Origin of the sequence: Vescimonas sanitatis (assembly GCF_049060325.1) — a bacterium.
Taxonomy (GTDB): domain Bacteria; phylum Bacillota; class Clostridia; order Oscillospirales; family Oscillospiraceae; genus Vescimonas; species Vescimonas sanitatis.
In genome coordinates this window covers 1-13,735 of the sequence record NZ_JBMGPW010000017.1, presented here as the reverse complement: position 1 = coordinate 13,735, position 13,735 = coordinate 1, and the positions used below count along the sequence as shown (strand labels likewise).

The 13,735-nt window shown below is 53.7% G+C and carries 7 protein-coding genes and 1 pseudogene; all 8 read left to right on the top strand.

Features of this window, described 5'->3' with window-relative positions:
- Positions 1–282 (top strand): annotated as a pseudogene (locus ACOMDU_RS13405) (hypothetical protein); the annotation flags it as partial.
- A complete protein-coding gene (locus tag ACOMDU_RS13400) occupies positions 275–994 on the top strand; it encodes an ABC transporter ATP-binding protein (protein ID WP_421130664.1) in 720 nt (239 codons plus the stop codon). The pseudogene ACOMDU_RS13405 and the gene ACOMDU_RS13400, both read left to right, overlap by 8 nt.
- A 1,090-nt stretch (positions 995–2,084) precedes the next feature.
- The gene (locus ACOMDU_RS13395; protein ID WP_421130663.1) at positions 2,085–3,302 is read left to right on the top strand and encodes a COG1361 family protein; all 1,218 of its coding nucleotides are present in this window, start codon (positions 2,085–2,087) and stop codon (positions 3,300–3,302) included.
- The gene (locus ACOMDU_RS13390; protein WP_421130662.1) at positions 3,299–4,615 is read left to right on the top strand and encodes an ABC transporter permease; all 1,317 of its coding nucleotides are present in this window, start codon (positions 3,299–3,301) and stop codon (positions 4,613–4,615) included. Before ACOMDU_RS13395 ends, ACOMDU_RS13390 begins: the two co-directional genes overlap by 4 nt.
- A gap of 9 nt (positions 4,616–4,624) precedes the next feature.
- On the top strand, positions 4,625–5,011 hold the full coding sequence (locus ACOMDU_RS13385) for a hypothetical protein (RefSeq protein ID WP_421130661.1): 387 nt from the start codon (positions 4,625–4,627) through the stop codon (positions 5,009–5,011).
- A gap of 98 nt (positions 5,012–5,109) precedes the next feature.
- On the top strand, positions 5,110–6,408 hold the full coding sequence (locus ACOMDU_RS13380) for a DUF4430 domain-containing protein (protein ID WP_421130660.1): 1,299 nt from the start codon (positions 5,110–5,112) through the stop codon (positions 6,406–6,408).
- 102 nt (positions 6,409–6,510) lie between these two features.
- Positions 6,511–10,671 (top strand): DUF5018 domain-containing protein, encoded by a 4,161-nt coding sequence (locus ACOMDU_RS13375; RefSeq protein ID WP_421130659.1) that lies wholly within the window; start codon positions 6,511–6,513, stop codon positions 10,669–10,671.
- Between the two features lie 13 nt (positions 10,672–10,684).
- Positions 10,685–13,735, top strand: a 3,051-nt coding sequence (locus tag ACOMDU_RS13370) for an InlB B-repeat-containing protein (protein WP_421130658.1), incomplete at its 3' end; no start/stop codon positions are given.

The window sequence follows — 13,735 nt, the reverse complement described above, 5'->3', positions numbered from 1 at the left end:
GGTTTCCTGTCCGGCTTTCTGTACGGCTGGATCATGAACCTGTATTTCATCATCGGCTACGTCAGCCCCCTTACCTGGCAGACGATAGGCGCGGCCTATCTATCCAGCTTTTTCTTCGATTTCTGTCACGGGCTGTGTACGTTTCTGGTACTGTGGGCGCTGGGCGACCCGTGGGTACGGAAGCTGGAGCGCATCAAGATCAAGTTCGGCCTGACGGCGGAGGAGCGGAACTATGTGCTGCCGCCCTCCACATTTGAGATAGCGAGAGAGAACTATGAGTGAACGAAAAACCATCATCAGGACGGTGGGGCTGAAGAAGCACTACACCGTCGGCGGCAACACGGTTCGTGCGCTGGATGGCGTGGACATGTCCGTGCTGCAAGGCGAATTTGTCTGTGTCGCAGGTCGCAGCGGCTCCGGGAAGTCCACCATGCTGAATATGCTGGCAGGTCTTGAGCCGCCCACGGAGGGTGAGATCATTGTCCGAGGCAAGCATCATTTGGAGGCTATGGACGAGGAGCAGCGGACAAGGTTCCGCCGCCGCTATATTGGCTTTGTGTTCCAAAGCTACAACAATCTGCCCCAATACACGGCACTGGAGAATGTGGCACTGCCGCTGGCCATCCGAGGCGTGCCGGAGGATGAACGGAACTGGCTGGCGTGGCAGGCCCTGAGCCGCGTGGGACTGCGCGGACACGTAGATCACCGGCCTGCGGAGCTGTCAGGCGGTCAGCAGCAGCGCGTCAGTATCGCCCGGGCCATTATTACGGAGCCCTCCATCGTGCTGGCGGACGAGCCTACCGGGAATCTGGACAGCCGTACCGGCCAGGAGGTCATGGAGCTGCTGTGTGAGATCTTCCGGGAGAGGAACACCACCTTCATCCTCAGCTCCCATGACCCGCAGATGCAGCGTTATACGGATCGTACCGTCTATTTCAGTGACGGAAAGATAGAGATAGAAAATCACCACACCGGAGAGGAGAACGCACAGTGAAAAGAGAAACGGTAAAACGGGTACTGGCCCTGTTGATCTGCGTATTGATGACAGTATCCCTGCTGCCCGCCGTCGCTATGGCGGAAGAGGTCACAGAGGATGTGATAGATGACAGCACCATTGAGGCTTACACGTCTTACGAAAACGGAGAGGACGCCGGCGTCAGCGGGGTCTCGGTTACAGACGAAAAGCCCAACACGGATATCAAGGTCATACCCAGCGACGCCAACGCCCTGATCCTGATGGATACCGGCGCACAGTCCCCCAAAGGCGTTCCCGGTCAGGTGGTGAAGATCGTGCTGCCGCTGGCGGTGAACAAGGAGTATCTGCCCAGCGAGAAATACATGCTGCGCAACATCAACATCTACCCCGATGTGCCTACCGACGCCAGCGTGTCCAACTGGCCCTTTGAGCTGATCTACGCCAGCGATGTGCAGCACTTAAAGGATATGTCCTACAACTCCACGGCGGAGGTGTGGTTCGAGTTCAAGGTCAGCGAGTTTGCCAGTAAGGGACGCTACGCTGTGCCCTTTAAGATCAATGCCACCGTGTGGCGGGAGGATGCCGTGAACGGCACCACTATCACCGAGGACGTGACCTTCAAGGTCAGTGCCTATGTGACCGTTACCGACAACGGCAATATGTCCGGCGTCACTACCTCCTTCGGCAGCCTTCAGGTGGCGGGTACCAATGCGGGCGGCTCCTATACCGTGCCTACCGGCACACCCAATCAGACTATCTCCATGCGGATCCCCGTGATCAATGTNGGTCAGTGCCTATGTGACCGTTACCGACAACGGCAATATGTCCGGCGTCACTACCTCCTTCGGCAGCCTTCAGGTGGCGGGTACCAATGCGGGCGGCTCCTATACCGTGCCTACCGGCACACCCAATCAGACTATCTCCATGCGGATCCCCGTGATCAATGTGGGCGGTACCCTGACCAGCGTGACGGTCTATCCCGTGGTGTCCGCCGCGCTGGACGAGTTCCCCTTCGTGATCGACTCCACCAATTTAGGCAAATATTTCGACTACTGGGCCAGCGGCGAGGTGAAGTATCTGGACTACACCNGGCGGTACCCTGACCAGCGTGACGGTCTATCCCGTGGTGTCCGCCGCGCTGGACGAGTTCCCCTTCGTGATCGACTCCACCAATTTAGGCAAATATTTCGACTACTGGGCCAGCGGCGAGGTGAAGTATCTGGACTACACCTTCACAGTGTCGCCCTTTGCCACCTCCGGCAACAAGTCCATTAAATTCAAGGCCAACTATTTCGAGAACAGCGCCCCTGCAGAGGGCTCCTTCTCCACGCAGTTTACCGTGATCGATGGCTATGACGCCTCCGCCATGTCGGTGATGGCGCAGAGCTATAAGCTGTATGTGGACGATACCGAGGTATCCGGCCTGATGGCAGGCGAGGAAACGGAGCTGCGCCTGACCCTGATCAACAACTCCAAATATGACACGGCCAAGAAAATCATCTCCAGCCTGGTATTCACCAATTCTCCCGGCCTGACGCTGTGCGTAGGCGGCACGGATACCGCCTATGCCGATTCCATCAAGCCGGGCGGTACGACGATCCTGAAATACAAGATCATGGCCAAGCAGGACGCGGAGGTTGGCCCCGCCATGCTGGGCATCAACCTGACCTATGAGACCACCGAGGCAGTGGCCGGTAAGGCGGCGCAGAACATCATGCTGCCGGTCAGCCAGAAGATGGATGTTCTGGCTGGTACGCCGGAGGTGTACGGCACACTCAGCAAGGATAAGGAAGTTACCATCTCCGTGCCGCTGACCAACATGGGCCGCGCCAAGGCTATGAATATCCGGGTGCTGGCCACCGACGGCATGACCGCCTCCACCCCCTGTTATGTGGGCGACCTGCTGGCAGGCGGCTCCACCAGTGCCGATGTAACGGTGGGCTTTTCCAAGATCGGCGCGTTTGTGGGCAAGATGATCCTCCAGTATGAGGACGCCAACGGCGAGACGTATTCTCAGGACATCTCCGTGCCCCTGAGCGTGGCGGAAAGCTCTGCGGATACAGATGCCAACAGCGTCAACGCAAATAAAGACGGCACAGGCAGCCGCTGGTGGCTGTGGCTGCTGATAGCGATCCTTGCGCTTATCCTGATCGGCATTGTGGTCTATGTCATCATCCGCTATAAGCGCGGCGAGATTGGGCCCGGTGCCGAAAACACCGCTGCCTTGGACGATTTTGACGACGACTTTGACGCAGACGGCGGCGCCCCGGATATTGGAGAGAAGCCGCTGACCCACGCCGGAAGCAATAAGGACGGGAATGTATGAAGCCAAAAGACCTGTTTCGCTACGGCTGCACCAACCTGTTCCGGCGAAAGACCCGCACGGCGCTGACGGCGCTCTCTATGGCGGTGGGCGTCATGTGTATCGTGGTGCTGATCTCCGTGGGTCTCGGATATGAACAGGCATACCGCGAGAGCATCGAGGCACTGGGCAGCCTGACAAAGATCGATGTGACGCCTGCCACCGGCGATTACGGGCGCAAGGCACTGCTGAACGACAAGGCGCTGGATGCCTTCCGGGGCATTGACGGTGTGGAGGCGGTAACGCCGGTCTACCAGCAGTCCGCCTACATCGTCTCCGGCAACTATGTCAACATGGTGCGCGTCTACGGCATCGACATGACCACGGCGGAAAACTTCATGCTGACGCCGGAACGTGGCACGATGGCCGAGGACGGGACGCGCCTGCATCCGGAAGTGCTGTTCACCGACGACGTTGCAGCCGGTCTTGCCAACAAGGCCAAGGATTGGGAGCTGGCGGTGGACGAAAACGGCAACGCTCTGATTGACCTGCTGGAAGTACCTGTCCGCATGACCTTCGATTCCTCCAGCCTGACCGGCGAGCCGAAGGCTGACACCGACGGACGGGCACTGCCCTCCAGCAATCTCTATACCCTGCGGGTAACGGGTATCTGCTCCACCCTGAATAACAACTTCGCCACCGCCGCGTTCATGTCCTTTGACCGCTTGCAGGAGATGACGCAGGCCAACGCCAATTACATGGGCGCGACAACTCAAACCAAGACGGCGGAGGAAAAGGCCAACGGCCCTACCTACGACTTGGTTTGGGTGAAGGTGAAGAACGTCAACGACGTGCAGCGTATTGTCAAGCTGATTCGCGACACGGGGCTGAACACCTATTCGCTCAACGATATGCTGGAGACGGTGCGGACACAGTCCCGACAGATCCAGGGGATGCTGGGCGCGCTGGGCGGCATCGCCGTGCTGATCTCCGCCATCTGCGTGGCAAACACCATGATGATGTCCATTACGGAGCGGACAAGAGAGATCGGCGTATTAAAGGTGCTGGGCACCATCCGGGGCGACATCTTCAAGATGTTCCTGACGGAAGCGCTGATCGTGGGCGTGATCGGCGGCGCGGCTGGCCTGATACTGAGCTTTATCGCCAAGTGGCTGATACCGGTGATCTTCGCGTCCCAGGAGTTGCGGTGCGTGCTGCCCTGGTGGCTGGCGGTCTGCGGCGTGCTGTTCTCAGGCGGCGTAGCCATTGCTGCCGCATGGATGCCGGCCCGCAAGGCAACACTGATCAGTCCCAACGAAGCCATCCGCTCTGAGTGAGGTAACGATATGAAGAAGATATGCTGCATAGTGCTGGCTGTGCTCTGTATCCTGCCGTGTCTGGCGGGCTGCGGGAAAGCGAACGCCGCCAATGAGGAGCCGCTGATCCGCAGCTTTGTGATCGGCAACAGTACGGCGGAGATCCAGACCCACACAGAGAATGATGAGACGCACTATGTGATCGCCATTACGCTGCCGACGGACACGGATTTCAAAAACTGTGCCGCAAATGTAGAGCTTGCCCCGGATGCGGTGTTGGACATAGATGATAGCCCCTGCATTGTGAACGAGCTGGGCGGACGGTTCATTTTGAATCTGGCGCTGGAAGACCGTGATCTGGTAGTAACCAGCGGTGAATTGAGCCAGACCTATAGCTTCCAGATTGAATTAGAATAGAATTATGGTTTATGCCTGTCGATAGGTACATTATTACTTTTGTTTTCACCCGAGAGCAATCTCGGTGAAAAAATATAATTTCTAGGAGGAAAACAAAAATGAAGAAACTCGTATCCCTGTTTCTTGCCCTGGTGATGGCGCTCTCGCTGAGCACTATCGCCATGGCGGACGGCAATGGCAAGCCCGTTGCCGCAAAAACCACAAGCAAACCCAGTGAGATCCAGTTGGTAACGATTGGTGGTACTAATGCTGTCTATCAGGTGGATGGATACGGCAATCCCAATTCCCCCACCTATGATGATTCACAGTTGTTCATTCGTGCGACTTTGCCTGCTACCACTACGGAAGAAAGCCTAAAATCCCAGACTGTTATCATCACGATGGAAGATGAAACCACCATTACTGGCGGCACCTTGTTGAGCGCAGGTACTGGGTATACCTATGATGATGTAGATTATATCTACACCATTAATGGTGTTGACTTGCTGAATAAGTCTTACACGATTGTTCTTGACGGCCATGATAATGAGAACCCCTATATCCTTGCTGCCGGTATCAACGACAACAATCAGGCTCAGGTAGCCATTCCTTCCACTGATCCTCTGGCGATCTCCAATGTGGTATTCAACGGCGCAACGACTGCTGCTAACGTGTATCGTGTGACTGTGCAGAATCCTTGCATGGGCAACCCCTACTTCGAGGGCAACACCAATACGGCTGAGAATGGCTGGACTTTCTGCAACTATTACATCTCTGCAACTAATGTCCCTGCCGCTTCCAATACGGCGGCGGTATCTACCACTCTTACCAAGAATGCCGCTGCGACTTTGGGCGGCAATGTGAGTAACGTCTCTGGTACGACCGATGTGACCGCAACCATGAACCTGAGTGTTACCACTCCCGCACTGACGGTTACGGCAAATGGCAATACCCGCACCTATGTTATGATGGTGACGTTTGCCTCCGATGGCAAGATCAGCGTGACCTTTGGCTTCGATTTCAGTGAGTTGAAGGGCACTGAGTGGTACACCGGAACTGTGAAAACCAAGGCTGACGAAATCGCCGCGGCTGCAGCTGCTTATTTCGGCGGTACCTCTGCCCAGCCCTGGGGCACCATTCGAGTTGATCCTAACACAAGTGCCATGACCGTTCTGCAGCGGTTCATGCAGAGCGCAGGTTACTCTGAGTATGATCCTTCTTCCACCTATGTGGCCTCTATCAATGGTCTGGCTGCCTTTGACACTACCGGTGCGGATGGCTGGATGTATACGGACAGTGCCAATGGCTGGAGCACCACCTGCAATATCCCCAATGTAGGTGCTGCCGACTACACGCTGACTGACGGTGCTCGTATTACCTGGTTCTATACGACGAACTACGGTATTTATTGGCACTAAGCAGGAGCTTAAACTGACAGATTAACTGTCAAGGCACCGCAGAGGGGGCGGGCACTTTGCCCGCCCCCCTGCGAAAAGCATGACAAACAGGAGAGGATTCCCATGAAGAAACGTTTACCCTGCCTTTTGTTGGCTCTTGTAATACTGTTCGCACTGCTTCCCTGTAAGACCTATGCCTTTGACCCTAGCTGGTATTCCACATGGCCTTCTTTTACCGCCTTTGTTTCAGGCAAATACGAAACAATCCCTTTGTCTTTTACAGATCAAAGTGGTTCTGAGATCAATATCATTTCCGTTGCGGGAAATTGGGGCGGTCTGATCGATGCGGATGCGGCGGAAACGAGTGTTTTTACGCCGGTCGAATTCTATACAAACAATCGGACAAATATCAATGCATTTTCTTGGCCATCCCGCATTGAAGCGGTGCAGCCGACGGCAGATTATTCCTCTGTGCAGCAGTGGAATATTTACAACAAGAATGACCCTTCCATTCACTACTATTACCCGGTTTGGGCTTTTTCCAGCAGCGCGGACGATTCCGTGCAGTTGGATCGAAAGGCCGAACTGTGGAAGCTCGCACCGGAAATCTACAAGGTCATGCATCAGTTTGATGATCTGTTTACATATTACTGCTCGATCCAGAATGCGGACAGCATTCATGTTGGACAATGGTATCCTTCAGATCTGAACTATCTTGTAAAAGTAGCTACCGGCATCCAGGGTGCTTTCAGCATTACCACCGGCTTTGCATATACACACGAGTACCAGCTTTCCGGTCAGGGATGGAAAGACGAGCGTTTACTGGAGGGCCTTAAGAGCTATTGGGAAAATGAATATAAGTGGGATGATCCGTATACAACACCCAGTACGATCACTGCACGGGGCGTGGAGCAGTTGGAATTCATTCTGCATGTTGTCGCCCCGTATTTCCTTGATCTGTTCAGATCCCGCGTGATCGCCGTACCGGAGATCACGGCTTTCTCAGTAGGTGCCTCAAAGGGAATTGTTGATGAGGCAAATAAGACGATAACTGTCCGGCTTCCCGACTCAACCGATTGGACACAGCTGCCCGAACCCGTCATTGAGACCCCACAAGGTGTGAAAGCGACTTACTTTGCGGGAAGTCTGGAAGCTGGAAAGATGCTGTACACGGTTGTGCCGTGGGATTGCGCGACTGGAACTACGTTTAACGGCAAGAATCTGGACAAATACGTTTTTGGCGTTGATTTAAGTGAAAATTGGCTCGTTACCGTTGAGAACGGAACACCCTACAACCGCGCAACATCCTTCGCAGTAACAGTGAACGATGTAACACGATACGGTAAGATCGTAGAAGGTGAAAACGGCGAGGCGGGAACGATCCGTCTGAATCTGCCTGTTGGAACCGACTTATCCGCACTGCTGCCAGAGATCGAGCACACCGGCGAATACTACCGCCTGGATGGTGCCAGCGAGGATACGGCCATCGACTTCACCAATTCAGAATCCCAGCCGATAGACCTTGTGATCTACAATTCCGAGTATGAACTGGAAACAACATACAAGGTAACGGTCACCGCAAAGGTTTCGGCGGAAAACGATATCCTGTCTTACAAAATCGGTGATGCGATTGGTGTGATCGATGGTAATGACATTGCAATCGAGATCCCCTATGCAACAAATCTGGCCGTTACGGAGCCGGAGATCAAGGTTTCCGAATTTGCGGCGGTCACGGCAAAACCTGCAGCACTGCAGGTGGGCGAAAATCGCTACACGGTTACGGCGGCAAATGGTAATAAGCAGGACTATACAGTGACGATTACCAGAACGCCGGCAGCCTCCGGATGCAGTATCCTCTCTTTTAAATACGGCGGCTATGCGGCTGAAATCAACGAGGCGGCTGGAAGCATAACGCTGAGTGTTCCTCGAGGCACACCGATGACCTTCGTGCCGAAGATTGTCTTGTCGGAATTCGCCACGATTTCTCCCTCTGCAACGGAGGCACAGAACTTCTCCCAGCCTGTGCAGTATGTGGTAACAGCACAAGACGGCTCTTCCAGCAGCTATACCGTGACGGTAACACTGTCGGATGAAACACTGCCAAACCCCTACAAGGGTGATCTTGAAAAGGTCGTTGCCAACATTATCCGCCGCTATCGCACCATGGCTAACAACGACTGGGAGTGGATGAATCTCGGCTTCTATGAGAACATATCTCCCAACTATAACGCAGGTCAAGGCAACGACTTCGATGTGGGAAAAATCATCTCGCAGCTTGATACGACTACCAGCGTTGCCATGACAGAACTTGGTCGAACGATTATGATGCTGACGGCGCGTGGTTTCGATTGCACGAATCTTGCACAGTATCATGACGGAGTGCCTTATATCGACAAAAAAGGCAATAATGTCGATGATCTGGCAGCAGCTCTCTACAATTACAGCGGCACCTATACGATCAACGGCCCCACATTTGCGTTGCTCGCAATGGACATGGGAATTTACACCATTCCGAGCAATGCCGTCTGGACGCGGGAGAGGCTGTTGGAGACACTGCTTGGTCACAAGTATCTTTCGGATGGATTTGGTATCGACATGGTAGGTGCTATCATGTATGCGATCGGTCCGTATCAGGATGATCCCGTTTATGGTGACCGCGTAAAGGCTAAGATGCAGGAGGGTCTTGAGACGATTCTCCAGAAAATGAGCAGTTCTTTCTCGTTCGAGGCATGGGGCGACGTAAACAGCGAGTCTGCCGCTTGGGTCATGATGGGCCTTTGCAGTATGGGAATCGACTGCCATACTGATCCCCGGTTCTCTGACGGACAGGGAAAAAGCATGCTCCAGAACTGGATGGACAACTTCGCCAACGTCAGTGAGGGCTACTTCCATCACACGACCAGCATAAGGAATAACGCACTGGCGACGTATGAAGGCTGCTATGCCAGTCAGTGGTATCTCAAATTCCTGGAGAAAGGTCAGGGAAATCCCTGCTACTTCTATTACCACCGGTTCAACTTTGCCCGTGAACTGTCCACAGATGCCTCAATCACCGACTTTGAGATTGAAGGCAAGAAGGGCGTTATCACCGAGGGCGGTGAAAGCGGCAGGAATACCATCACGGTCACAGTGCCCGACGGTATGCCCCTGACGAACTTGACTCCGACGGTGACGATGGTAGAAGGTGCGACCTTGCTGGCCCCGAACCTGCCCACGACCTTTGTGGACGGCGTTGAACAGCCGTTTACCGTCTTGGCAGAGGATGGCAAGACACAGAAAACCTATTATGTCACCGTGAACCACGGTGATGTGGGGGCTTCCGGTGCCGAACTGGATGTCAACAGCATCAAACTGAAAAACAGCGTGCTGAACTTGACGGACATTTTGGAGAAGAAGATCACCAAGGCGTCCGATGGCGCAACGGAGATCCTGCTTACGGTGAGTGCCGGTGTGGATACCTCGAAGATGTATCTCAGTGCCAGCATCTCCTATGAGGCAACCTCCACCCCGTCTTTGGATGGCAAGACGATGATGGACTTCTCTGACTGGAAGACCTTCACCGTGACTTCCGGCGACGAGACGGTGCAGAATGTTTATCGGATCAAGGTCGTGTCCAAGGCGCAGGCGGAGATCACCAGCTTCCGTGTGCAGGCAGGCGACGAGTGGTACAATGGCACCATCGACAACGCCAAGAGCACCATTACTGTCACCGGTGTGGACGATTCCAAGCTGACCAGCACCAAGCTGGTCACGGACATCGAATTTACCGGCAGGACTTGTTCTCCGACCTCCGGTATTGCAGTGGACTTTGCCAATGCAGCCACGTTTACGCTGGGCGGCGACAACAATTTGGCAAGCCGCACCTACACCGTTACTGTGCTGAACAAAAGTGGTCAGCCGATCTCTGCAAAGAGCAGCGGAGGCGACGATGATACACCCTCCAGCAGCACGGCGAAGATCACAGGCTTCTCCGTCCTGGGTGTGGAGGGTGAGATCGACCAGAGTGCAGGAACCATCACTGTCAAGCTGCCGGTGGGAACGAATGTCACGGCGGTTGCGCCGGTCGTTACCGTCCCTGCGGGAGCTGTGGTCAGCCCGGTATCCGGCGAGGTCGTGAATCTCACCAGTCCTTTGACCTATACCGTAACGCTGGGTACGGAGAGCAGAAATTATACCGTCACCGTTATCTTTGAGCGCAGCATTTCCCAGCAGCTCTGGGATAAGGTGGCAGAGAACAGCGACGTAGCGGATCACCAGACCAGCTACGGACACCATTTTAATTAGAAAGGAGAGAGCCATGAAAGCCAAAAAATGGCAAAGGGCAGTATCACTGTTCCTTTGCCTGCTCATGGTCATGAGCTTCTTTGTCGTAACTGCGCCAAAGGCATATGCTGACGAGGGAGAAACCACGGAGGTTACTCGGCCACAACTGAAAGAGAGTGGCGGCCTTACCTTTAAAGATACCAATGGTGAAGATAAGCTGGTTCCAAAAGCATATAACTACTTAACCGGTAATGATGATTTTACATTTACATCTGCAGATGCCACGATCCGCAATTATGATGAATTGCAGAGTGTCCCTGGGCAGACAGATACAGAAAAAAAGAAATATTATCTGGTGGGTGAGATCGAACTAAACTATAAAGATGCTTTGCTTGCTGCGCCGAGTAATTCTTCGCTGAACCCAAAGAACGATTGTGTTTTTAACGCTGTTAAAGATGCTGATAATAATGTTATCAATGCCTCGAATAGCGCCATTATTCTCGACAGTGGCGAAAACTATATGAGAGTTTTTGTCGTAAAAGAAAAACTCGCTACGAAGACGATACAACATCTCTACTATTATCGTCTCAAAATCGTTGGGTCAAAGCTTTTGGCACACTATCCTGATACTTGGACAGCGGACGAAACAGGGACTAAATTTGTATTTTCTTCCGCAGAATATATCGACAGCTATGCATCTTGGGATACGACTAGTAAAATCATTCCTACATGGGGAACGACTGCTTCCAAAGACAAGTTGAACTTTACGAATGGAAGCGATACGTTTACCTTGACAAATCTTGAGGGAAAATCTCAGGAATATACTGTTAGGTTGGATATGCCGTGGGAATTCAAAGTGCTTCCGCAAAAAGGCTATGACCTTTCCGCATTGTCGGCGGGCACCGAAAAGCTTAGCGGATATGAGGACTTGTCTAAGGCCTATAGTACTGTTACCAAAGATATTCGTTCTGATCGGGCGGTCACCATGAGCATCAAGCCGACCGGTGAAAATAAGAACATGGTCATTGATAAGGTTACGCTGACCAAAAGCAGGGATAAGACTGCTATTTCTGCGAGTGACATTACGATTACCGGCAACACGTTCTCTTTCGTAATGCCCAATGACTGTGTTGAGGTCACAAGCATTACCTTCAAGGAAGATACTTCGGAACGGTACACCATTTCCGCATCTGCGATGAGATATCGCGATGAAAATATTTATGTTATGGGAACTGTGACGGTTACGGACGGCGAAAAAACGATCGGCGACGCCCATGCCGGCAACGAGGTCACGGTAACGGCCACTCCCGTGGAGCATGCAGCGTATAAATTCAAATTTGTGCGCTGGGATGCGAAGGGTGTTGAACTGACCAAAGAGCAGGAGTCTGCCGCCACAATGACCTTTGAAATGCCGGAGAATGAGGTATCTCTGACAGCAGTGTTTGAAAAGCAAGGTGTGAAGCTGAGCTTCTCTGCCAGTCAGGCAAATGCGCTGTCCGGTGTAGACCTTGTCAGCATGACCGAAGGCAACTATATGACCCCTTTTACCTCTCACGAGGATACCGTCAAGCCGGGGGCTACGCTAGCTGTTCGCCCAACCGGAACAAGCCAATTTGTTTTGGAAGGCTATGAAGTGAAGGATCAGGATGGTGCTGATATCTCTTATACGATCGGCGACTTTGACGGTTGTCAGTTTACTGTACCCGAGAATGCAACCAGCATCAGCGTCGTAGCCAAGTACAGAGCGAAGGCATTCTCAACGATCACAATGGGCTCCAACGATACGGCAATGGGCAGCGCTGCCGCCACAGTAGATGGTAAACCTGTCAGCGCCGCAGTTATCGAAGGAACAACGGTCACGGTAACTGCTACCGCGAAGTTCAGGTATAAGTTCGCGAGTTGGACAGCGGCCTACGCAGACGGCAGCACAGTTGACTTTAAACTGACGTCTTCGGAGGAGAATCCCAATGTTGCGACGTTCACTGTACCTACTTCCGGCAAGGGAATTGTTATCACCGCAAACTTTGAACGCGACGAGACACAGAACAGTAATCTTTGCCAGTTGACCGGTGTGGGGCTCTATGACGGAGAAAAGAAGATCGGTACGTTGAGCAAATCTGGCTTGAACTACACGATCACGCTGCCTGCCGACACGGACACTACTGATCTGGCAGACATGATCCTGAAGCTAACGATTTCTGAATTTGCCACAGTCACCAAGGAAAACGATCCGGACAAGAATTGGGTAGAGGGCGCCCCCTGCGGGATGGCATTGGATACGCAGGCCAAATTCACAGTAACGGCGGAAGATGGCACGACGACCAATATTTATACCATTACCATCAAAAAGGCTGCGGCTCCCAACGCCCCGACCCTGTCCGGAGGCTCCGCCGCCCGCAGCAGCAAGACCGCCGCAACGGTGACGTTTACCACCAATGAGGCAGGCACCTACTTCTACAAGGTAGTGACCCACGGCGCAACAGCTCCCACAGTGGATGAGATCAAGAAATCCACTACTAAGGGTACAGCCAGCGCGGGCGAGACAAACATCACCCTCAGTAATCTGACCGAGGATGCCCGCGACATCTACATCGTTGTGGTGAGTGCCTCCGGCGGTGAGAGCGCTGCCCTGAAAATCGAGATCCCCGCCTATGGCGGCGGCACGGAAACGCCGGACACCGGCAAGTTTACCATTTCGGTGAGCACCCCCAAGGGCGGCACCATCACCACCAACCGCACCAAGGCCAACGAGGGCGATGAGATTATCGTCACCGTAACGCCCGACAGCGGTTATCAGATGGTGGAGGGCTCCCTGTGCTATGGCTTTGCTAAGGGTGGGGCTCCGATGGACAAGGTTATCACGAATAACCGCTTCAAGATGCCTGCCGGTGACATCAACATCACCTGCCAGTGGGAGACGGCCACCACGACCGCCAAGGGCATCACCAGCTTCTCCATCAACGGTGTGGCCGGCGCGGTGAACAACAGCACCAATACTATTACCATCACCATGCCCCGCGGCACAGATGTGACGAAGCTGACCCCGGTTATCGCCACCAACGGCGTCAAGTCCCTAACGCCCGGT

Coding starts and splice junctions, on each gene's coding strand:
- ACOMDU_RS13400 (WP_421130664.1), top strand. CDS start 275: ATGAGTGAACGAAAAACCATCATCAGGACGGTGGGGCTGAAGAAGCAC.
- ACOMDU_RS13390 (WP_421130662.1), top strand. CDS start 3,299: ATGAAGCCAAAAGACCTGTTTCGCTACGGCTGCACCAACCTGTTCCGG.
- ACOMDU_RS13385 (WP_421130661.1), top strand. CDS start 4,625: ATGAAGAAGATATGCTGCATAGTGCTGGCTGTGCTCTGTATCCTGCCG.
- ACOMDU_RS13380 (WP_421130660.1), top strand. CDS start 5,110: ATGAAGAAACTCGTATCCCTGTTTCTTGCCCTGGTGATGGCGCTCTCG.
- ACOMDU_RS13375 (WP_421130659.1), top strand. CDS start 6,511: ATGAAGAAACGTTTACCCTGCCTTTTGTTGGCTCTTGTAATACTGTTC.